General features: G+C 72.0%; 19 protein-coding genes and 1 pseudogene. 6 read left to right on the top strand and 14 right to left on the bottom strand.

The features are described 5' to 3' along the window. Nucleotides 1–1,239: 1,239 nt before the first annotated feature. The 3 genes and pseudogenes from ADK67_RS55505 to ADK67_RS38940 form a co-directional block, all read right to left on the bottom strand. A pseudogene (locus ADK67_RS55505) lies at nt 1,240–1,584 on the bottom strand (WXG100-like domain-containing protein); the annotation flags it as partial. A 56-nt stretch (nt 1,585–1,640) separates the two neighbouring features. Further along, nucleotides 1,641–1,952 (bottom strand): WXG100 family type VII secretion target, encoded by a 312-nt coding sequence (locus ADK67_RS38945; protein WP_053721600.1) that lies wholly within the window; start codon nt 1,950–1,952, stop codon nt 1,641–1,643. Continuing rightward, nucleotides 1,949–2,452 (bottom strand): YbaB/EbfC family nucleoid-associated protein, encoded by a 504-nt coding sequence (locus tag ADK67_RS38940; RefSeq protein WP_053721599.1) that lies wholly within the window; start codon nt 2,450–2,452, stop codon nt 1,949–1,951. The genes ADK67_RS38945 and ADK67_RS38940 overlap by 4 nt, the downstream gene beginning before the upstream one ends. A gap of 111 nt (nt 2,453–2,563) precedes the next feature. Here ADK67_RS38940 and ADK67_RS38935 point away from each other — a divergent pair, with 111 nt between their 5' ends. Genes ADK67_RS38935 through ADK67_RS38920 form a run of 4 tightly spaced genes read left to right on the top strand, consistent with a single transcriptional unit; the run spans nt 2,564 to nt 5,873 of the window. Next, nucleotides 2,564–3,772 carry an MFS transporter gene (locus tag ADK67_RS38935; RefSeq protein WP_053721598.1) on the top strand — a complete coding sequence of 403 codons (1,209 nt, stop codon included), beginning with the start codon at nt 2,564–2,566 and terminating at the stop codon, nt 3,770–3,772. Continuing rightward, on the top strand, nt 3,765–4,694 hold the full coding sequence (locus tag ADK67_RS38930) for a DMT family transporter (RefSeq protein ID WP_053721597.1): 930 nt from the start codon (nt 3,765–3,767) through the stop codon (nt 4,692–4,694). Before ADK67_RS38935 ends, ADK67_RS38930 begins: the two co-directional genes overlap by 8 nt. 16 nt (nt 4,695–4,710) lie before the next feature. Continuing rightward, on the top strand, nt 4,711–5,559 hold the full coding sequence (locus ADK67_RS38925; RefSeq protein WP_053721596.1) for a bifunctional methylenetetrahydrofolate dehydrogenase/methenyltetrahydrofolate cyclohydrolase: 849 nt from the start codon (nt 4,711–4,713) through the stop codon (nt 5,557–5,559). A gap of 20 nt (nt 5,560–5,579) precedes the next feature. Next, entirely contained in the window at nt 5,580–5,873 is a 294-nt protein-coding gene (locus ADK67_RS38920) for a DUF3017 domain-containing protein (protein WP_082404469.1), read from the top strand. Between the two features lie 43 nt (nt 5,874–5,916). On the opposite strand, the gene ADK67_RS38915 is transcribed toward ADK67_RS38920, so the two are convergent. Beyond that, nucleotides 5,917–6,480, bottom strand: a complete 564-nt coding sequence (locus ADK67_RS38915) for a TetR/AcrR family transcriptional regulator (RefSeq protein WP_053721594.1) — start codon at nt 6,478–6,480, stop codon at nt 5,917–5,919. Between the two features lie 99 nt (nt 6,481–6,579). Here ADK67_RS38915 and ADK67_RS38910 point away from each other — a divergent pair, with 99 nt between their 5' ends. Next, complete coding sequence (locus ADK67_RS38910; protein ID WP_053721593.1) at nt 6,580–7,149, top strand: dihydrofolate reductase family protein; 570 nt, start codon at nt 6,580–6,582, stop codon at nt 7,147–7,149. A gap of 554 nt (nt 7,150–7,703) precedes the next feature. Here the strand turns inward: ADK67_RS38910 and ADK67_RS38905 are convergent. The 4 genes from ADK67_RS38905 to ADK67_RS38890 are packed head-to-tail and all read right to left on the bottom strand — an operon-like array spanning nt 7,704 to nt 13,593. Then, the gene (locus tag ADK67_RS38905; RefSeq protein WP_053721592.1) at nt 7,704–11,000 is read right to left on the bottom strand and encodes an error-prone DNA polymerase; all 3,297 of its coding nucleotides are present in this window, start codon (nt 10,998–11,000) and stop codon (nt 7,704–7,706) included. Beyond that, the gene (locus tag ADK67_RS38900; protein ID WP_053721591.1) at nt 11,000–11,200 is read right to left on the bottom strand and encodes a hypothetical protein; all 201 of its coding nucleotides are present in this window, start codon (nt 11,198–11,200) and stop codon (nt 11,000–11,002) included. The genes ADK67_RS38905 and ADK67_RS38900 overlap by 1 nt, the downstream gene beginning before the upstream one ends. After that, a complete protein-coding gene (locus ADK67_RS38895; RefSeq protein WP_157621367.1) occupies nt 11,200–12,774 on the bottom strand; it encodes a Y-family DNA polymerase in 1,575 nt (524 codons plus the stop codon). Before ADK67_RS38895 ends, ADK67_RS38900 begins: the two co-directional genes overlap by 1 nt. Before the next feature lie 24 nt (nt 12,775–12,798). Next, nucleotides 12,799–13,593 carry a hypothetical protein gene (locus ADK67_RS38890; protein ID WP_053721590.1) on the bottom strand — a complete coding sequence of 265 codons (795 nt, stop codon included), beginning with the start codon at nt 13,591–13,593 and terminating at the stop codon, nt 12,799–12,801. Nucleotides 13,594–13,793: 200 nt separating this feature from the next. Between ADK67_RS38890 and ADK67_RS53005 the strand changes: the two genes are divergently transcribed. Next, entirely contained in the window at nt 13,794–14,582 is a 789-nt protein-coding gene (locus ADK67_RS53005) for a hypothetical protein (protein ID WP_197289824.1), read from the top strand. A 51-nt stretch (nt 14,583–14,633) separates the two neighbouring features. On the opposite strand, the gene purH is transcribed toward ADK67_RS53005, so the two are convergent. The 6 genes from purH to sucC all read right to left on the bottom strand — a co-directional run bounded on the left by purH (nt 14,634) and on the right by sucC (nt 21,416). Next, entirely contained in the window at nt 14,634–16,217 is a 1,584-nt protein-coding gene (gene purH / locus ADK67_RS38880; RefSeq protein ID WP_053721588.1) for a bifunctional phosphoribosylaminoimidazolecarboxamide formyltransferase/IMP cyclohydrolase, read from the bottom strand. Continuing rightward, complete coding sequence (gene purN / locus ADK67_RS38875) at nt 16,214–16,876, bottom strand: phosphoribosylglycinamide formyltransferase (RefSeq protein ID WP_231648569.1); 663 nt, start codon at nt 16,874–16,876, stop codon at nt 16,214–16,216. The genes purH and purN overlap by 4 nt, the downstream gene beginning before the upstream one ends. Nucleotides 16,877–16,904: 28 nt before the next feature. Continuing rightward, nucleotides 16,905–18,416, bottom strand: a complete 1,512-nt coding sequence (locus ADK67_RS51660; protein WP_053721587.1) for a cell division protein PerM — start codon at nt 18,414–18,416, stop codon at nt 16,905–16,907. Nucleotides 18,417–18,518: 102 nt separating this feature from the next. Next, complete coding sequence (locus tag ADK67_RS38865; protein WP_053721586.1) at nt 18,519–19,169, bottom strand: DUF5336 domain-containing protein; 651 nt, start codon at nt 19,167–19,169, stop codon at nt 18,519–18,521. Between the two features lie 184 nt (nt 19,170–19,353). Beyond that, on the bottom strand, nt 19,354–20,244 hold the full coding sequence (gene sucD / locus ADK67_RS38860; protein WP_053721585.1) for a succinate--CoA ligase subunit alpha: 891 nt from the start codon (nt 20,242–20,244) through the stop codon (nt 19,354–19,356). 2 nt (nt 20,245–20,246) lie between these two features. After that, complete coding sequence (gene sucC, locus ADK67_RS38855; RefSeq protein WP_053721584.1) at nt 20,247–21,416, bottom strand: ADP-forming succinate--CoA ligase subunit beta; 1,170 nt, start codon at nt 21,414–21,416, stop codon at nt 20,247–20,249. Nucleotides 21,417–21,527: the final 111 nt, after the last annotated feature.

The following is a 21,527-nucleotide window of genomic DNA, read 5'->3' as shown; positions in this document are numbered from 1 at the left end:
GGCACCGCCCGGCGCACCGCTACCCGGCGCACCAACCCCCGGCATACCCGCACCAGGCGTCGCACCACCGGCCGTCCCGCTGTGAACCGGCCCACCGGCCCCACCGAACGAAGAACCACCCGGCACAGCCCCACCAGCCGCGGGACCACCGGGCATCGCCCCACCCGGCCGGAGACCAGACGCGGCAGACGCACCCGGAGGCGTCGCGGCCGGAGCCGCGCTCGCACCGTTCGGCGCACCACCAGCCGTGCCCGGCGTGAACGCCGACCCACCAGCCGTGCCCGGCGCGAAAGCCTGCCCACCGACCGGCATCCGCGCACCGGCGGCACCCGGAGTCGAACTCGGCGCCGCGCTGGGAGCCGGACCACCAGCCGAACCACCAGTCGAGCCGCCGGCCGAACCACCCGGCGTCGGACCGCTGGGAGCCGTCCCGCCGAGCCGGCTGCCGATGGAAGGTCCAGTCCCACCACCACCGGGCGACGTCGGCACCGACGCGCCGCCCCGCCCGGACGTCCCGCCCGGAGCACCGCCGAACGCCGAAGGCGCCGGAGCACCACCGGGAGAAGAATCACCGCTCACCGAAGGCGGCGCGCTCACCCTCGGACCGGGCGCGGGCGGCGCGGCCACGGACGACGTCGCGGTCGTCCCGGCAGGCGGCCGGTTCAAGCCGTCACGGTTCACCGGCGGCCCACTCGGCGCACCGCCGGGCGCACCACCGGGAACGCCGCCCGGCGTGGGCCCGAGGTTCGGCGGCCCGCCGTCCGGTCCGCCGGCGTTGATCCGCGGCGGCTCGACGGAGATCCCGTCCTTCGCCCCACCGATCCCACCGGACACCGCACCGGCCGACGCGCCCATCAGCACGTCCCGCGCCGAGATGTCCTGCCCCATCACGGCCGCCGTGCCCACCGTGGACACCGCGCCCTCGACCGCACCGCGCGTCGCGCCGACCGCCACCTGCCCGGCCAGCCCGCCGCCCTCGAACTTCAGCCCGCCCGACACACCGCCGACCAGCCCGGACACCGCGCCCGACACCGCCGCCTCGGTGGTCTTGCCCCAGTCCCACGACTCGCGGTCGCCGCGCGCCACCTGGATCGCCTGGATGGCCGCGTCGATGCCGACCGAGATCGCGACCTCCTTGAGGATCGCGATGATCAGCTGCCGGAACGTGAACTGCACGATCAGCCGCGTCGCCTGCTGCGCGATCGGGATGCCCGCGGTGGTCGCGCCGAACGTGCCGAACGCCGCGGCGATCAGCGCCGCGATCTCGATCGCCAGCGCGATCAGCGACGCGATGATCGACAGCTTGGTGTACTCCACCTCCAACGCGGTGTTGTCGCAGCTCTCCGCCAACTGCTCGCAGATCTTCTGCAGCTTCGGCAGGTAGGAGTCGTCACCGTCGGAGAACTTCTTCCAGTACTCCTCGAACGCCTTGACGGCCTCGCCGGTCTGGCTCGCGTACACGCTGGACGCCGCGCCGTTGCCCTCGTCGATGACCGACTTCACGCCTTGCGCGGCCGTGCGGTAGGCGTCGGCCATCCGCCGAAGCGCCGTCTCGTCACCCTCCGGCCAGCTCTGCCCGACCACGATCGGGAAGAGCCAGGTGACTTCGCTCGGGATCTCGATGCCCACCGCAGTGCCCCTCAGTAAGTCCGGGAGATCCCGGTCGCGTTGCCCTGGTCGGATCCCTCGTAGGCATCGGCGGTCTGCTCGACGCCGGTGCGGATGTCGGCCAGGGCCTGGGCGAGGTTGCCGAAGGCCTCCAACGTCGCCTGCGAGTTCGGCACGTACTGCTTGGCGAACGCCTGCCCGGACTCGTCACCGCCCCAGCACTGGCCCTCGGCCTGCAACGCCGAGCTCAACGCCTGCAGCACGCCGCCGAGCGAGTCACCCGCCGCACCGAACTGACCCGCGCCTCGGCGCAGGCCGGACACGCTGACATCGAACCCGGTCACCAGCCACTCCTGTCCATGATGCTGCTGCCGTCGTCATCGTCCGACGGCGGCGCGGGACGACGCGGCCGCGTCGACGGCTGCGGCACGACGGGCGGCTGCGGGATGAGGTCGGCCAGCGACGGCACGCCGGGCAGCATCTCCGACAGGTCGATGCTGGGCCCCTCCTGCGCGTGCGCCAGCACCTCGTTCAGCTCGGTCCTGGCCTTGGCCACGGCCTGCTGCACGGTCTCGGCGGTGAGTCGCGCCAACTTGTCCGGGGTGGTGCGCTCGAACGCGTTCGCGGAGAACTCCAGGGAGGTCAACGCGCCCGCGGAGTCGACGGTGGCGCGCACGGCGCCGTCCTTGGACACCGCGGTCGCCGTGATCGCCATGGCCTGCGCCTGCGTCTCGCGCAGCTCGTCGGTCTTCTTCCGCAGCTCCCCCAAGAGGGAGTCGACCTGCTCGCGCATGGCCGCGTTCCGCGCCTCCAGCTCGGCGCGTCGTCCGGTCGGATCGGTCACAGCGGTCCCCTCGTCTGCGCTCTCCAGAGGTGCTGACGCTAACCGAGGCCCACGGGTTCCCGCGGATATTCGGCACCGGATTGTCGGTGCGGCCGGGCAGAGTGTCACACCGTGCTCCGTCCGTACCGTGAACTCGCCGCGATACCGCACCTGCCGTGGCTGCTGCTGTGGTCGATGGTCGGCCGCATCCACCTGCCCGCGACGCCGCTGGCGGTGTCGTTCCTGATCGCCGGGTGGACCGGGTCGTACGCGTTGGCGGGCGTGGTCGGCGGGGCGTTGACGTTGGGCATGGGTGTCGCGGGGCCGCTGCGTGGCCGTGCCGCGGACCGGAGCCCGGCCGGGCGGTTGCTGCTGGTCACGGCTTCGGGTTACGGCGTGGGCATCGCGGTGCTGGGCGTGCTGCCCGCCGTCACGCCCGGCTCGGCGTGGCCGTTGGCGGTGGTGGTGGCGTTCCTGACCGGGCTGTCCACGCCGCCGGTGACGGCGATGAGCCGGGCGAGCTTCCCGCGCCTGGCGACGGGGCCCGCGCAGTCGGCGGTGTTCACCGTCGAGGCGTCCATGCAGGAGGTCATGTACATCGTCGGGCCGGCGTTGGCGGCCACCGTGGTGGCGGTGTGGAACGCGCAGGTCGCGCTCTGGCTGTGCGGTGCGCTGGCGGTGCTCGGCGCGCTCGGCTTCGGCGCCGCGCTGCGGCGGGCGGGGCTGGACCGGCCGGTGGCGCGTGAGGCCAGGCGCGGCGGGCGGACGCTGCTGCGCGACCGTTCGCTGGCGTTGGCGTTGTTGACGGCGCTGTTCCTGGTGGCGTCCCTGGTGTCCGTCGACATGGTGATCATCGCGTGGGCGCGTGACCTGGGCAGACCCGCGATGGCCGGTGTGCTGACGGCGGTGTGGGGCGTCGGGTCGGTGGTCGGCGGGTTGATCGCGGGCGGGCTCGTCGGGCAGGCCCGGTTCACCCGGCGGATGCTGTTGATGGCGTTGGGCGTGGCGCCGCTGGTGCTGGTGCTGCCGCCCGTGCTCGACCCGTCGTCGGCGTGGTTGATCGGTGCGGTGCTGGGGGTGGGCGGCATGGCGATCGCGCCCGCCATCGCGGCCAACAACCAGCGGATCAGCGGGCTCGCGCCGGACGACCGCAAGGCCGAGGCGTTCGGCTGGATGGGCACGTTCACCACGGCGGGCTCGGCGTTGGCGCTGCCGGTGGCCGGGTCGTTGCTGGACCACTTCGGGCCCGCCGCGGCGGCCGGTGCGAGCACGGCGGCGGCGTTGATCGGCGCGTTCCTGGCGAGCCGGGTGCGCGAGCGGAAGGCAGTGCCGGTTGGGTGATCGGGCTCGGCTGATCGGCGCGCTGCTCGCGTTCGTGGGTGGGGCGTTCTTGGCCGTGCAGGGACGGTTGAACGGCGAGTTGGGGCACGTGTTCGGCGACGGGTTCCTGGCCGCGCTGGTGTCGTTCGGCGGCGGGTTCGCGTTGTTGCTGCTCGGCGTGCCGACGACGGCGTCCGGGCGGGCCGGGCTGGGCCGGCTGTGGTCGTCGCTGCGGGACGGGCGGATCCGTTGGTGGCAGTGCGTCGGCGGGGCGTGCGGCGCGTTCTTCGTGTCCACGCAGGGGTTGACGGTCGCGGCGCTCGGCGTGGCGGTGTTCACCGTGGCGGCGGTGGGCGCGCAGGCGGTGAGCAGCCTGCTGGTGGACCGGGCCGGGATCGGGCCGGCCGGTCGGGTGGCGTTGACGTGGCCGCGCGTGGCCGGTGCGGCGTTGGCCGTGGTGGCGGTCGCGGTGGCCGTGTCGGACGAGGCCGGTGACCCGTCGGCGTTGTGGCTGGCGCTGCTGCCCGCGTTGGGCGGGTTCGGGCTCGGCTGGCAGCAGGCGGTGAACGGGCTGGTGCGCGAGGCGGCGCGGAGCACGCGCGTCACCACGCTGGTCAACTTCGGCACCGGGACCGCGGTGCTGCTGGTCGTGTGCGCGGTCGACGTGGCGATCCGCGGGCTGCCCACGGCCGCGCCGACCGAACCGTGGTTCTACGCGGGTGGCGCGCTCGGCGTCGTGACCATCGGCTCGGCCGTGCTGGCGGTGCGGTGGCTCGGTGTGCTGCTCGTCGGTCTGTGCCAGGTCGCCGGCCAGCTCGTCGGCGCGCTCGCGGTGGACGTCGTCGCTCCCGCCGCAGGTGAGCACGTGTCCGTGCTCGCGCTGGTCGGCACGGCGTTGACGCTGCTCGCCGTGGTGGTCGCCGCGTTGCCCGGCCGGCGGTGATGAGAGGATGAGGCACGTGACTGCGACGATCCTCAACGGCAGGGCCACCCGGGACGCGATCTTCGAAGACCTGCGGGCGCGGGTCGGCGCGTTGCGCGAGCGGGGGGTGACGCCGGGGCTGGCCACCGTGCTGGTCGGTGACGACCCGGGCTCGCACTCGTACGTGCGGGGCAAGCACCTGGCGTGCGAGAAGGTCGGCATCACCTCGATCCGCCGCGACCTGCCCGCGGACACCACGCAGGCGCAGCTCGAAGAGGTCATCGACGAGCTGAACGCCGACCCCGCGTGCACCGCGTACATCGTGCAGTTGCCGCTGCCCAAGCACCTCGACCCGAACCCGATCCTGGAGCGCATCGACCCGCGCAAGGACGGTGACGGGCTGCACCCCGTGAACCTGGGCAAGCTGGTGCTCGGCGACGAGGCCCCGCTGCCCGCCACGCCGCGTGGCGTGGTGGAACTCCTGCGCCGCTACGACGTGCCGCTGTCAGGCGCGAACGTCACCGTCGTGGGTCGGGGCGTGACGGTCGGCCGCCCGATCGGGTTGCTGCTGACCAGGCGTTCCGAGAACGCCACCGTGACGTTGTGCCACACCGGCACCAAGGACCTGGCCGCCGAGGTGCGGCGGGCGGACATCGTCGTCGCGGGCGCCGGCAGCCCCGGCCTGATCACCGCGGACATGGTGAAGCCCGGCGCGGCCGTGGTCGACGTCGGCATCACGCGCACCGAGGCCGGGCTGGTGGGCGACGTGCACCCGTCCGTGGCCGAGGTGGCGGGTTTCCTCGCGCCGATCCCGGGTGGCGCGGGTCCGATGACCATTGCGATGCTGCTGACCAACACGGTCGAGGCAGCCGAGCGCACGGCCTGAGGCGGGAAGCGGTGGAGTTGTTGCCGGAGCAGCGCTGGCGGTCCGCGGCGGGCAAGCACCTGCCGTTCGCGCTGGTGCTCGTGGTCGTCGGGCTCGGTCTCGTGCGAATCGTCCAGTACCACTGGCGGCAGGGTGCGGTGCTGATCGGCATCGCGCTGCTGATCGCGGCGCTGCTGCGGGTGCTGGTGACCGACGAGCAGGCAGGGCTGATCGCGATCCGGGGGCGGAGCGTGGACGCGCTGCTGTACTCCGGTCTCGGGTTCGCCGTGATCTTCGTGGCGATGACGATCATCGGCGGCCCGCTGGACCGGTGACCTGGGTCGGGTGGGGTTGGTCGGGTGGGGCTGGTCGGGTGGGCTAGGTCCGCTCGACCAGTGCTGTGATCACCTCCGTCATCTCGTGTTCCGGCAGCACGTCGGGCAGGGTCAGGTGCTCCACCATCAGCCCGCTCATCGCCAGGTAGAGCGACACCACCGTGGTGCGGTCGCCGGGTAGGCCCGCGTCCAGGTGGAACCGGACGTTCTGCTCCAGGTTCTCGCTGATCGTCTTCGTCAGCGCGGCCCGGAGTTCGGGACGTCTGGTGGCCTCCAGTCTCAGCTCCAGCAGGGCCAGGTAGCCCGTGCGGTCGACTTGGAGGCGTTCCAGCAGTTCCTGCAGCAGGCGCACCACGAGGCTCTTGTCCGGTGGTGCCTCCATCGTCTTGGCCAGTCGCTGCGCGTCCGGGGTCACTCGGACGTGGACACGCTCGCCGACCTGCCGCAGCAAGTCGTCGCGATTGGCGAAGTAGTTCGACGCGGTGCCGTTGGGCACCCCCGCCTCCTCGTCCACGGCACGGAACGTCAGACCTCGGGCACCCTCTCTCGCCAACACCTCGATCGCCGCGTCGACCAGCGCTGTACGCCTGTTCGGGTTACGTACCAAGATCCCTCCTTGACAACCACTCCAGCCATAGTACTACAGTCGGAGTGGTTGGTGCAGCGGGTTGCTGGAACCCCGTCCGAGAATCCAAGGAGATCCACCATGCGAACCCTGACCTACTTCGTCGCGACCTCGCTCGACGGCTTCATCGCCGACCCGAAGGGCGGTTTCGGCGATTTCCTGTTCGAAGGCGACCACATGACCGCGATTGTCGAGGAGTACCCCGACACGCTGCCGGCGCAGATCCGCGACACCATGGGCGTCGACGCGCCGAACCAGCACTTCGACACGATCCTCATGGGCCGCGCCACCTATCAAGTGCCAGGTGGTCTGCCGAGTCCCTATCCACATCTACGCCAGTACGTGGTGTCGACGAGGCTGAGCACCACCCCCGATGACGTGCAGGTAGTGGCGGACCCACTGGCCAAGGTGCGTGAGCTGAAGGAAGAGTCGGGCGACCTGGGCATCTGGCTGTGCGGTGGGGGCAGGTTGGCCGCCACCCTGCTGCCCGAGATCGATGAACTGATCCTCAAAATCCACCCGATCGTGTTGGGCAAGGGCATCCCCCTTTTCGCCGGCGACTTCCCGACTGCGCGGTTCGGCAAGGCGTCGACCAGAATCTTCGACACGGGTGTCGTGTTCACGACGTACAGCAGGGCGGAGACTTCCTGAGGCCTGGGGCGGCAACTGGGAAAGGCACGGCGGGTCGTCATCGCTGTTGGGCGCTGTGCTGGTTGGGCGTGGGCGACACTTCTGTCCACTATCCGCTCGGGTCCGGCTCGATTTGACATGGGGCCCTTACGGGCAGGCCAAAGCCGGGCAGGCCTGGCGGGAAGAGCGTCCGCCAAGCCTGCCCGGCTTCGACCAGCCTAAGGCACCCGAACCCATGTCAAATCGGGCCTAGGTGCATCGGCTGCGGGTCCGTTGTGCGGCCGGTTGGGGCGGTGACCATGCGGCGGTTGCGGGTCCGTTGTGCGGCCATTGGGTGAGTGACCGGCGACTGGTTCCGGGTCCGTTGCGGGTTCCGCTGGATAAGGGGCCTCGGCGGTTTCCGGGTCCGTTGGGTGGCGGTATGTATGCGTTTGTGGTGCGCGGCGGCGAGGCGGCACCAGGGTGGGCGGTGGCGGTGAGTGTGGCCGTGGGCTTTCCCGCGGCACCGGCGTGGCTTGACACCGGTGGGCGTCACCAGCGTCCGCTGGCGATCCCATGGCAGTGGGGTGGTGGGGTCAGCGGAAGTCTCGGGATCGGGAGGGGATGCGCAGGTCCAGTTGTTGCAGCCGCTCCGCGCGAATGCTGATCACGCCTTCTGCGGACTCGACCACTCCTCGGACCAGCAAAGCGGGGCTCGTTCGGGCGATTTTGCGGTAGCGGGCCCACAGGCCCGTGGTGCAGACGACGTTGACCATTCCGGTCTCGTCTTCGATGTTGAGGAAGGTGACGCCGCCTGCGGTGCCGGGGCGTTGTCGGTGGGTTACCGCGCCGCCGATCAGCACCCTGGTGCCGTTGGGGACCTTGGCCAAGTCGGCGGTGGGCAGGGCGCCCAGGGCGGTCAGCCGGTCGCGGACGAATTCGGTGGGGAAGCTGTCCGGGGACAAGCCCATCGCCCAGACGTCGGCGACCGCCAGCTCTACCTCGTCCATGCCGGGCAGGGCGGGGGCCTCGGTGCCGACCACGGTTCCCGGCAGGCGGTCGGGTCGGATCCTCGCCACGGCTCCCGCCGACCACAGCGCGGCACGTCGGTCCAGGCCGAAGCAGCCGAACGCGCCCGCCGTGGCCATGGCCTCCACCTGGGTCGTGGTCAGCCGTACGCGAGCACCGAAGTCCGCCATGTCCCGGAACGGGCCCGGCTCCCGTTGTGCGACAACGTCTTCGGCGACCTTCTGGCCGATCGTCCGGATGCCGCCCAGGCCGATGCGCACGGCCTGCTCGCCGTCCACCAGCTCGAGGGTGGCGTGCGGGAGGCTGGCGTTCACGTCCGGACCCAGCACGCGCACGCCGTGACGACGGGCGTCCGCGACCAACGACTGAGGGGAGTAGAAGCCCATGGGCTGAGCGCGCAGCAACGCCGCGCAGAACGCGGCAGGGTGGTAGAGCTTGAACCAGGCGCTGACGAACACGAGGTGCGCGAAGCTGAGCGCGTGGCTCTCCGGGAAGCCGAAGTTGGCGAACGCCAACAGCTTCGCGTAGATCTTCTCCGCCAGCTCGTGACCGATGCCGTTGGCCTTGGCGCCCTCGTAGAAGCGCTCCCGCAGACGTTCCATGCGGTGCGTCGAACGTTTCGCGCCCATGGCACGCCGCAGTTCGTCGGCTTCAGCGGGGGTGAAGTCGGCCACGTCGACGGCGATCTGCATGAGCTGCTCCTGGAACAGCGGCACGCCGAGGGTCTTCTTGAGCGCGCCCGCCAACAGGGGGTGGTCGTAGTCCCACTGCTCCTTGCCGTTGCGGCGGCGGATGTAGGGGTGCACCGAGCCGCCCTGGATCGGGCCGGGGCGGATCAGCGCGACCTCCACCACCAGGTCGTAGAACGTCCGCGGCTTGAGCCGGGGCAGGGTCGCCATCTGGGCGCGGCTCTCCACCTGGAACACGCCCACCGAGTCGGCGCGCTGCAACATCTCGTAGACGCGCTGGTCGTCCAGGTCGAGGTTGCCGATGTCGACCTCGACGCCCTCGTGCTCGCGCACCAGGTCGATGGCGTAGTGCAACGCCGAGAGCATGCCCAGGCCGAGCAGGTCGAACTTGACCAACCCGATGGAGGCGCAGTCGTCCTTGTCCCACTGCAACACCGTGCGGTCGGTCATCCGGCCCTTCTCGACCGGGCACACCTCGCTGACCGGACGGTCGCAGATGACCATGCCGCCGGAGTGGATGCCCAGGTGCCGCGGGAAGTTCTCCAGCTCGGCGGCGAGCTCCAGCACCGGACCCGGGATGCCGCCTTCGTCCACTGTGGACCGCAACGGGCCCCAGCGGTCGATCTGCTTGCTCCACGCGTCCTGCTGGCCGACCGAGTAGCCGAGCGCCCGCGCCACGTCCCGGATCGCCGACCGGCCGCGGTAGCTGATGACGTTGGCGACCTGGGCGGCGTGCCGTCTGCCGTACTTGCGGTAGACGTACTGGATGGCCTCCTCACGGCGGTCGGACTCGATGTCGAGGTCGATGTCGGGAGGGCCGTCGCGGGCAGGCGCCAGGAATCGTTCGAAGAGGAGGTCGAAGCGGACGGCGTCGACGTTGGTGATGCCCAGGGCGTAGCAGACCGCGGAGTTCGCGGCCGACCCCCGGCCCTGGCAGAGGATGTCGTTGCGCCGGCAGAACGAGACGATGTCGTGCACGACGAGGAAGTAGCCGGGGAACTTCAGGTCCTCGATGACCTTCAACTCGTGCTCGATCTGCTGGTACGCCCTGGGGTTCTCGCCGATCGAGCGGTACCGGCGGGCCGCGCCGTCGTAGGTCAGCTCACGCAGGTAGCTGTTCTCGTCGTGCCCCGGCGGCACGTCGAACGGCGGCAGTTCCGGCGCGATCAGCTTGAGGTCGAACTGGCACTGCAGCCCGAGCACGGCCGAACGGTGCACCGCGCCGGGGAACCGGGCGAACCGGCGGGCCATCTCCTCCCCCGACCGCAGGCACGCCGTGCGGCCGGGCGGCAGCCAGCCCGCCATCTCGTCCAGGCTGCGCCGCGCCCGCACCGCCGCCATCGTCGCCGCCAGCCGACCCCGTGCGGGCACCGCGTAGTGCACGGCGTTCGTCGCCACGGTCGGCAGCCCCAGGTCGTGCGCCATGCCCCACAGCAGGTCGTTGCGCGGCCCGTCCTCGGGGTAGCCGTGGTCGGTCAGCTCCACGAACACCCGGTCCGCCCCGTACAGGTCGACCAGCCTCCGCAGCTGCGCGAACGCCGCCTCCGGCCCTTCCCGCGCCAACGCCCGCCGCACCGCGCCCTTGCGGCAGCCGGTGAGCACGACGCAGTCGTCCCGGGTGTCCGCGACGACCTCCTCCACCTGGTACACCGGCCGTCCCTTCTCGCTGCCGTCCGCGAGCTGACCGGTGGTGATCGTGCGGCACAACGCGTGGTAGCCGTCGCGGTTGGTGGCCAGCAGGAGCAGGTGCTCGCCCTCCGGGTCCGGCTCGCCGTTCTGCGGCGCGGACAACCCGAGGCTCAGCTCCGTGCCGAACACCGTGCGTACGCCGAGTTCCTTGGCGGCCTCGGCGAACCGCACCACGCCGTACATGCCGTCGTGGTCGGTCAACGCCACCCCGTCCAGCCCGAGCTGCTGCGCCGCCTCCACCAGCTCCTCGGGGTGGCTGGCGCCGTCGAGGAAGCTGAAGTTGGAGTGGCAGTGCAGCTCGACGTACGGCACGCGGGCGCGGGTCGACCCGAGGTCGTCCACCTTGACCGCGAAGTCGGATGGCGCCTCGTAGCGGTCACGGTGGCGCGTCCACGCCGGGCCGTCGCCGCCGTCGGGCACCGGTGGCTTGCCCGACAGCGCGCGTTCCAGCTCCGACCACCGGACCGGCGGGTTGTTCCAGCCCATCAGCGCGAGTCGTCCCGGCGGAGCTGGTCGTCGAGTGCCCGCCGGGGCGCCGGGATCGACGGCGCCGCCGGTGGCAGCCGGGCCGGCAGCCAGCCGAAGCTCACCACGTAGGCCGGTCCGCCGCGCTGCTCCGGCACGGCGTGGTCGGCCAGCCACTCGGCCAGACCTCGGCGATCCGGTTCGGAGAAGTCACCGCTCATCAGTCGTACACCCCTTCCACCGCCCACTTGCCGCCCGTGCGGATCAGCAGGAACGCGAGTTCCTCGCCGTCCGCCGCGGTTCCCAGCACTTGCAGTCGTGCACCGCGCATCGCGGTCTCCGCGTCCCACCAGCGCTCGTCCACCGGCCACGGCCCCGACCACGCCACGACCTGCCGCGCCCGGCCGCCGTGCACGATCCGGTGCGGCCGCACGACCAGCTCGGCGTAGCCGGTGACCACGACGTCCGCGCCCGAGGAGTCCAGCAGCGCGACCGGTTCGGGTTCGGTGAACACCGTCGCGGGCGACGGTCCCGGCAGCTGCCCCGGCCACGGCTGGTCCGGGTCCGCCGCCGGGGTGCGCTCGTCGCCCCACGGCACCAGCCGCACCCGCTCGACCGGCCCGCGCCCACCGCCGAGCACGGGCGTGAGCACGGCGTCCGGCCCGAGCAGGCCCTGGACGTGCACCATCGCGCGCGCCGCGCGTTCGGCCGCCTCGCCCTGGTCCTGTCCCGCGCCCGGCCACAGGCCCAGTTGCAGCGCGGTGGCGTCGACCACCTCTTCGGGGTCGAGGCGCAGCAGGTGGATGCCGGAGGTGAGCCGGGCGCGGGTGAGCCAGCCGTCGAGCTGCCAGCGGACGCGGTCGGCGATGCCCTGCGGGGTGAGCGGCTCGGCGCAGCGCCACAGCCGGTGCAGCTCCTCGCCGTTCTCGGTGGTGGCCCGGATGCCGAGGCGGGTGCAGGCCAAGCCCCGGTCGGCGAGGCCCACGTGCAGGCGTTCGGCGAGGCCCTTGGCCGCGAACGCCGCCGCGTCGACCCGGTCGATCGGCGGGTCGAGTTCCCGGGTGACCGACAGCTCGGGCGGTGGGCGGCGGCGTGACCGGGGACGTTCCTCCAGCCCGGCGGCCAGCCGGTGGGCCAGCACGGCGGCGCGGCCGAAGCGGGTGGCGACGTCGCGCTCGGGCACGGCGGCGAACGCGCCCAGGGTGCGCAGGCCGAGGCGGCGGAGCAGGTCGACCAGCGCGGCCCGGTCCTCCCGGCGTTCGGCGGGTTGGTCGAGCTCGTGGATGCCCAGCGGCGCCAGGAACTCCCGGGTCCGGCCCGGCGGCACGATCAGCCCGCGGTGCGCGGCCAGGGTCGACGCGAACAGCCCGTCGGCGAACCCGACCTGCGCCTCGACGCCTGCGTGCACCGCGATGTGGTCGACCAGGCGCTCGGCGGCGGACTCGGCGGACTTGAAGTACCCGACCGGCCCTTGGGCGGCGACGACCACCAGCCCCGGCCGGACCACCTCGATCCCGGGCGCGAGCTCCTCCACCGCCGCCGCGACCGGCTCGAAGAGGCGGGCGTCGCGCACCTCGTCGTACTCGAAGACGGCCAGCTCGGGACACTGCCCCTGGGCCGCGCGCCGACGCATCCCGCGCCGCACCCCCTCGGCGCGCGCGACCGCCGAACAGGCGACGACTTCACCCGATCCGACGACTGCGGCGGGCACGTGCGGCGGGAGGGCGGCCTCGGCGGAAGCCGCGACCACCGGCCAGTCAGGGCACCAGACGGCAAGTGTGTACAGGGGATTCACCTCTTCGACGGGGACGGGCACGGCTCACACCGCCTCGGCGGTGGACGGGAAGGTCGGGCCGGTGACCGGAAGTGGGCCCGTGGTCGGAGACGCGCGACCGGACGGATGTGCCAGGTCGGTGGCAGGAAGCGGTGAGCCCGTGACCGGTGGGTTGGTGGTGGGCAGGGGGACCAGGGCGGGACGTGCGGGTGGCTCGTCGGCGGTTCCGGGCAGCGCCAGGCTCGTCCGCCGCGGCCGTGCGGCGGCGCCTCGGCCCGTCGCCTCGACGCTGACGGTCCGGGCGGTCAGCAGGCCGTGACCCGCTTCCAGGCCGGTCCACCGGCCGGAGGTCGCCGTCAGCTCCACGTCGGCGCCCGGCCACGAGACCGCGAAGGGCAGCAGGACCGCCTTGCGGTGACGGGCCCGTGCCGAGAGCTTGCGCGAAGTCGCCGGTGTGACCGGCGTGGCCAGTGCGACCAGGTCGAACCCGTCCAGCAGGGCCGCCACGGTCTTCTCGACCTCGCTCTGGTCCCTGCCAGGTCGAGGGACCAGAGCGAGTCGATGGACGGCCACGCCCAACTCGGCCGCCGCGAGTGCCCCGCACCCCGGCAGGCCGACCACGGCCGCCCAGCATCCTTCCGCTGTCGCCGTGGCCATCAGCGCGAGCAGCAACGATGTCGACCCGCGCACCGACACCGTGCTGCCCCGCCTGAGGCCGCCCCACGGGAGGAGCCCTGCCAGTTCCCCGCGAACCGGCAGGGTCCGGGCCGGTGCCGTGGTCAGCTCGCCCGCCGCGCCTACCCCGAGCGCGGTCAGCGTCGCCGTTGCCGACCTGGACACCCGCCCTCCTCCCACTGATCCGCGCGCACCCCTGTGCGCGGATCGCCGTGGGAAGTTCGGCGACCTGTCTGTCGAACATCTGTTCGAACGACACCGTGATCTTATCCCGAGACAGCCACCCGCTGTCAATGCCGGCAGCGTCCACGATCGGGTGGCCGGCAGACTGCTCCGCGCGCACCGACCGCACCACGGGGGGAACCGTGAACGCACCTCAGCACCCGCAGAACCCGCAGCAGCCGCAGAACTGGCCCCAGCAGCCCGGCTACGGCCAACAGCCCACCGCGGGCGGGTACGGGCCGCCACCCGGCTACCAGCCGCAACCAGGACCTCCCGGTGGCTTCCCGCCGCCCGGCGGGTACGGCCCGCCTCCTCCGCCGCGCAAGAAGCGGACCGGCCTGGTCATCGGGATCGTGATCGGCGTCGTCGTGCTCGTCGTGGGCGGTGTCGTCGGCTCGATGTACCTCAACTACATCGACGAGCCCGGCGGCGGCCCCGGCACGGACCCCATCGCCGGGTGCGAGCTGAGCGCCGACCTGAAGTCACAGGCCCACGTCAGCAGCTTCCGCCTCATCCAGGCGCCGACCGACGCCAAGAAGGGCATGAAGCAGACCCACTGCGCGTGGGAGCAGACCAAGGGCAAGGACGGCCGGAACCCGCGCCGCCTCAGCTTCCTCGTCTACGACTTCACCACGTTCTCCGACAAGCAGGACCGCAACCTCGACCAGGCGCACGACAACTACACGAGCTTCACCTCGTACGCCACCGGCGAGCAGGCCAAGACCCTCGACGTCGGCGACGAGGCGATGATCCTCATCCCGTCCTCGCCGACCGACCTCACCGAGGTGAACCTGTTGGTGCGCAAGGGCACGGTGGTGTGGAACATCCGCTACCAGGGCCGCGACAAGGGCTTCTTCACCGACACGGAGTTCCCCATCGCGGACGCCGAGGCCGTGGCCCTCAAGGCGGCCGAGGAACTGACCTCCGAATAACGCCGAAGGGGGCTCCTCGCACGCGGCGAAGAGCCCCCGATCGACCCAGACCTAGTGCGCGAAGTGCCGCGTGCCAGTCAGGTACACGGTCGCACCGGCCGCTTCCGCCGCCGCGATCACCTCGGCGTCACGCACCGACCCACCCGGCTGCACGACCGCGCGCACACCGGCCTCCAGCAGCACCTCCAGCCCGTCCGGGAACGGGAAGAACGCGTCCGACGCGGCCACCGCGCCCCGCGCGCGGTCACCGGCACGCGCCACCGCCAGCCGGGCCGCGTCGACCCGGTTGACCTGGCCCATGCCCGCGCCGACGGTCGCGCCGCCGGACGCCAGCAGGATCGCGTTCGACTTCACCGCCCGGCACGCCCGCCAGACGAACGCCAGGTCGGCCAGGCCGTCCTCGTCCAACGGCGTGCCGCACGCCAACGTCCACTTGGCCGGGTCGTCGCCCTCGGCCTCGATGGTGTCCGACGTCTGCAGGAGCAGCCCACCGGACACGGCACGCAGCTCGACCCCGCCGCGCTCGGGCGACGGCGCGACCAGGATGCGCACGTTCTTCTTCCGCGTCAGCACGTCCACCGCGCCGTCGGCGTACGAGGGCGCGATGACGACCTCGGTGAAGATCTCCGCCACCTGCTCGGCCAGCTCCACGGTCACCTCGCGGTTCGCCGCGATCACGCCGCCGAACGCGCTAACCGGGTCGCACGCGTGCGCCTTGCGGTGCGCCTCGGCGATCGCGCCCGGACCGTCCACCCGGGACACCGCGATGCCGCACGGGTTGGCGTGCTTGATGATCGCCACGCACGGCAGCTCGTGGTCCCACGCCGCCCGCCACGCCGCGTCGGCGTCGACGAAGTTGTTGTAGGACATCTCCTTGCCGTGCAGCTGCTCCGCCGTCGCCAGCCCGGAACGCCCGTCGCCCTGCGTGTACAGCGCCGCCCGCTGGTGCGGGTTCTCGCCGTACCGCAGCACCTGCTTGCGGTTCCACGTCGCGCCGACCCAGCCGGGGAAGCCGGAGCCCTCGTCGTCCGCCGCGACCGCGCTGCCCAGCCACGAGGCCACGGCCACGTCGTAGGACGCGGTGTGCCGGAACGCGTCCACGGCCAGCCGCTGCCGGTCGGGCAGCGTGAAGCCACCGGCCTTGACCTGCTCCAACACCCACGAGTACCGCGACGGGTCCACGACGACGGCGACGCTGGCGTGGTTCTTCGCCGACGCGCGGACCATGGCCGGCCCGCCGATGTCGATCTGCTCCACGCACTCGTCCGCCGACGCGCCCGACGCCACGGTCTGCGTGAACGGGTACAGGTTCACCACGAGCAGGTCGAACGGCTCGATGCCCAGCTCGCGCAGCTTCGCCAGGTGCTCTTCACGACGGGTGTCGGCGAGCAGGCCCGCGTGCACGCGGGGGTGCAGTGTCTTCACCCGGCCGTCCAGCGCCTCCGGGAACCCGGTGAGTTCCTCGACCGGTGTGACCGGCACGCCCGCGTCGGCCAGCGTGCGCGCCGTGCCGCCGGTGGAGACGATCTCGACTCCGGCCGCGTGCAGGCCGGTGGCCAGTTCCAGCAGCCCCGACTTGTCGGAAACCCCGATCAGGGCCCGACGAACCGGTCGCCTCTCGGCAGGAGTGGTCACGGGATGCTCACCTTTCGTCCGTTCACGGTGCAGCCCTCGCGGGCCAGGCGGGCGACCACGTCGACCAGCAGCCGCCGCTCCACCACCTTGATGCGCTCGTGCAGGCTTTCGACGTCGTCGTCATCGGCGACGACGACCGCCTCCTGGGCCAGGATCGGCCCGGTGTCCACACCGCCGTCCACCAGGTGCACGGTCGCGCCGGTCACCTTCACGCCGTAGTCGACGGCGTCGCGGACGCCGTGCGCGCCGGGGAAGGCGGGCAGCAGCGCGGGGTGGGTGTTGACCATCCGGCCGCCGAAGCGGGCCAGGAAGGCGGGTCCGAGGATCTTCATGAACCCGGCGGAGACCACCAGGTCGGGTCGGTGCGCCTCGACGGCGTCGGCCAGCGCGGTGTCCCACGCGTCGCGGTCGGCGTGGTCGCGCAGCTTCACCGCGAAACCGGGCACGCCGGCGCGCTCGGCACGGCTCAGGCCCTCGATGCCGGTGCGGTCCGCGCCGACGGCGACCACCTCGACCGGGTATCCGGGGTCGGCCGCCGCGTCCAGCAACGCCTGCAACAGGGTGCCGGAACCGGAGACGAGGACGACGACCCTGGCGGGGACGGGAAGCCGGAGTGTGGTCGCGGCGCTCAGCGTGCTCTCCTTGCTGGGGACTGTCACAGCAGCTCAAGAGCAGCCTAGGCGTTGCCTAACGGGGCTTGTCGGCCAGGTCCGGATCAGCGTCTTCGGGGTCTTCGGCGTCGTCATCTGACTCGGGGTCGTCATCGGAGTCGGCGTCGGCCTCGTCATCGGGCTCGTCGTCCTCGCCCGGCTCGTCGTCGAACTCCTCGAGGTCGTCGTACTCGTCCAGGTCGTGGTCGAACTCCTCGTCGTCTTCCTCGTCCTCTTCTTCTTCGACCTCGTCCTCGTACTCTTCGGCTTCCTCGTCGTACTCGACTTCGTCGTCCTCGTCGTCGTAGTCGTCCTCGTCAGGGGCCTCGTCGGGCTCTTCCTCGGCGACCGGCTCGGGGGCCACCACGCGTGGCGGCCGAGGACCGGAGAACCAGGCCACCACGGCGCCCGGCACGGTCACCCAGCCGAACGTGAGCACGGCCAGCAGCCCGGCCGGGATGGTGACCGGGTTGAACACCCCGCCGCCCAACGTGCCACCGGCCACCGCCGCCAGCACCAGCGCGCCGACGCCCGCGGTGACCGCCGCGACCAGCACCGCCCGCACCCGCGCCCGCGGCGTCTCGGCGGCGTCGCGCAGCGAGAGCCCGACCACCACGCCGATCACGCCCGGCAGCACGAGCACCAGCGACAGGTAGGCCGCCTGCTGCTCGGGCAACGCGGCCAGCAGCGGCACCGAGGGCACCGGGCCGCCGACCAACTCCAGCGGGCCCACCACCGCCGTGCCGATCGAGAACCCCGCGCCCACCACGTACGACAGCGCGCCGACCACCGCGTTCGGCAGGTACGCCAGGCACAGCAGCCAGATGCCGAGGCCGGTGCCGATGGTGCCGCCGGTCTGGTCGAACAGCACCGCGGTGGTCGACCACGAGAGCACCAGCCCGAGCGCCAGCACCAGCGCGCCCGCCGCGGTCAGCGCGAACAGCGCCAGCGCGCCCGCGCGCAGCCCGCGCCGCGCCACCGGGTCGATCCGCTCGAACACGACCTCCACCAGGCCGCAGCGCTGCGCGACACCCGCGACCGCCGCCAGCCCGGACACCACCGCGCACCCGAAGAACGCCACCGCGGGCGTGGCCCGGACCGGACCCTCGTCACCCATCAGGAACGCGATCACGCTGCCCACCACGGCGTGCGCGCCGGCGATGCTGAACACCACCGACCGCGCCTGCAACGGCTCGAACAGCCCCAACCGGTCCGCCGCGCCCGCCGCCGCCCGGTACACCAGCAGCATCACCAGCGCCGTCGGCAGCAGCGGCAGCAGGCCGAGCTGCCCGCCGTCGAAGCGCAGCGGCACGTGGTGCGCGACCAACCAGCCCGGCGCGGCGGCGGTGAGCACGCCGGTCGTCGAGAACGACGCGTGCGCGGCCGTCGAGGAGATCAGCGCGAGCAGCGCGGCGACGCCCGCGTAGCCGATGACCACCGATCCGGCGGCGGTCATCGTGAGCACGCGCACCCGTTCGGCGCGGGAGAACTCGGGCGGCCGGACGGAGTCCGTCACGACGCCGTGCGAGGTCGTTTGCTGCACCGACATCCTCCCACTGTCCCAGTAGCGGTGAGCCGTTCGGCCGAGGCTCGCCGGACACGCGAAGAGGGGTGGCGCCGAAGTTCCGGCGCCACCCCTCCCACGACGTGCTCAGCCCTGCTGCGGCCCGCCGAACCCACCGGGCGGCGTGCCCTGGCCGGGCTGCTGGCCGGGCTGGCCGAACTGGCCCGGCTGCGGCATGTACGACGTCGGCTGCGGCTGGCCGGGCTGCTGCTGGGCCTGCGGCGGCGGCGCCGGCTGGCCGAACTGGCCGGACGGCGGGCCGAACTGCTGCGGCTGCCCCTGCTGCGGGAACGCGCCGGACTGCGGGCCCCAGCCACCGGGCTGGCCGTAGACGTTCGCGGTCTTCGGCTGGAGCTTCACGATGCCGATCTCCATCAGCAGGCTCATCACGACGGCCGCCGACAGCAGCAGCGACACGATCAGCATCACGATCTGCATGCCCTGGACGTCGGCCTCGGTGCTGATCAGCTCCTGGAGCTGACCCAGCGTGGTGACCAACCCGAGCGGCACCGCCGCGTACAACAGGCCCTTCGGCGCCTGCGGCAGCACGGAGAGGCCGGCGAGGATGCCCGCCGCGATCAGGTAGCTGTCGAACTGGACGTCGTCGGCGAATGCGAGCAGGAACGCGATCAGCGCCAGACCGGCGGCGACCAGCGGAAGGATGAGGTTCAGGTTCACACCCACCGCCGGCTGCGCCGGACCCGGCTGCTGCTGAGGGGCGCCGTACGGCTGGGACATGATGCGGTCTCCTCCACCTGCGGAACTGATTTCGGGTCGACAGAACGCTAGCCGATGCGCACTCTCCGACGGCGACCGGACCTCCGTGGTTCCCCCCAATGTGCGCATTGACTCGTCCCGGAACGCACTGAGGGCCACCTCCCGGGGGAAGTGGCCCTCAGTCTCACGCACGAACGGCCCAGTGTCAGCCGATGGACTGCATGATCTCCCGCATCAGCGCGGCCGTCTCGCTCGGCGTCTTGCCGACCTTGACGCCCGCCGCCTCCAGGGCTTCCTTCTTCGCCTGCGCGGTGCCGGCCGAGCCGGACACGATCGCGCCCGCGTGGCCCATCGTCTTGCCCTCGGGCGCGGTGAAGCCCGCCACGTAGCCGACGACCGGCTTGGTGACGTTCTCCTTGACGTAGGCCGCGGCCCGCTCCTCGGCGTCGCCGCCGATCTCGCCGATCATCACGATCGCCGCGGTGTCCGGGTCGGCCTCGAAGGCCGCCAGCGCGTCGATGTGGGTGGTGCCGATGATCGGGTCGCCGCCGATGCCGATGGCGGTGGAGAAGCCGAAGTCACGCAGCTCGTACATCATCTGGTAGGTCAGCGTGCCGGACTTCGACACCAGACCGATCTTGCCCGCGCCGGAGATGTTGGCCGGGATGATGCCCGCGTTGGACTGCCCGGGGCTGATCAGGCCGGGGCAGTTCGGGCCGATGATCCGGGTCTTGTTGCCGGTCGCCACGGCGTGCGCCCAGAACGCGGCGGTGTCGTGCACCGGGATGCCCTCGGTGATCACGACGGCCAGGCCGATGCCCGCGTCGATCGCCTCGATCACGGCCGCCTTGGCGAACGCCGGCGGCACGAAGATCACGGTCACGTCGGCGCCGGTCGCCTCCATGGCCTCGGCCACCGAGCCGAACACCGGGAGCACGGTGCCGTCGAAGTCGACCTTCTCGCCGGCCTTGCGCGGGTTCACGCCGCCGACGATGTTCGTGCCGGAGGCCAGCATCCGCTTGGTGTGCTTGGTGCCCTCGGCGCCGGTCATGCCCTGGACGATGACCTTGCTGTCCTTGGTGATGAAGATAGCCATCGTCAGACCCCCGCAGCCGCGAGCTCGGCGGCCTTGTCGGCCGCGTTGTCCATAGTGTCCACCACGGTGACCAGCGGGTGGTTGGCCTCGGCGAGGATCCGGCGGCCCTCCTCCACGTTGTTGCCGTCCAGGCGGACCACGAGCGGCTTCTTGGCCTCGTCGCCCAGGATGCCCAGGGCGGCCACGATGCCGTTGGCGACCGCGTCGCACGCGGTGATGCCGCCGAAGACGTTCACGAACACCGAACGCACGTCCGGGTCGTGCAGGATGATGTCCAGGCCGTTGGCCATGACCTCGGCCGACGCGCCGCCGCCGATGTCGAGGAAGTTCGCGGGCTTGACGCCCTTGTGCTTCTCGCCCGCGTACGCCACCACGTCGAGGGTGGACATCACGAGACCGGCGCCGTTGCCGATGATGCCGACCTGGCCGTCCAGCTTGACGTAGTTGAGGCCCTTCGCCTTGGCCTTGGCCTCCAGCGGGTCCTCCGCCTGCTTGTCGACCAGCGCCTCGTGGGCGGGGTGGCGGAAGGAGGCGTTCTCGTCGAGGGTGACCTTGCCGTCGAGCGCGACGATCTTGCCCTCGGGGTCGCGGACCAGCGGGTTGACCTCCACCAGCGTGGCGTCCTCGGAGACGAACGTCTCCCAGAGCTTCACGATGACGTCGGCGACCTGGTCGGCCACCTCGGCGGGGAACTTGGCGGCGGCCACGATCTCGTCGGCCTTCGCGCGGTCCACACCGGTGATCGCGTCGACCGGCACCTTGGCCAGGGCCTCGGGCTTGGTCGCGGCGACCTCTTCGATGTCCATGCCGCCCTCGACGCTGGCCATGGCCAGGAAGGTGCGGTTGGCGCGGTCGAGGAGGAAGGAGAAGTAGTACTCCTCGGCGATGTCGGACGCGGGCGTCACCAGCACGCGGTGAACGATGTGCCCCTTGATGTCCAGGCCGAGGATCGCCTCGGCCTTGACCTCGGTCTCGTCCGGGGTCTCGGCGAGCTTGACGCCACCGGCCTTGCCGCGGCCGCCCGTCTTGACCTGGGCCTTGACCACGACGGTCTGGCCGAAGCGCTCGGCGATGGCCTTGGCCTCGGCGGGGGTGGTCGCCACGTCGCCCGGAAGTACCGGGACGTCGTGGGCGGCGAAGAGGTCCTTCGCCTGGTACTCGTACAGGTCCACTCGGGTCTCCTGCGACGTCGGTGTCGGACACCGCGTCCTGTCGTGCGGTCCTCTGAGGTCCCGGCGCTCCAGGCTGGGGCCTGGTTGCCCACACGTACCAGGCATCACCTG

Origin of the sequence: Saccharothrix sp. NRRL B-16348, assembly GCF_001280085.1 — a bacterium.
Classification (GTDB): Bacteria; Actinomycetota; Actinomycetes; order Mycobacteriales; family Pseudonocardiaceae; genus Actinosynnema.
The sequence above is the reverse complement of the archived record's forward strand: the minus strand, read 5'-3'. Positions and strand labels throughout refer to the sequence as shown.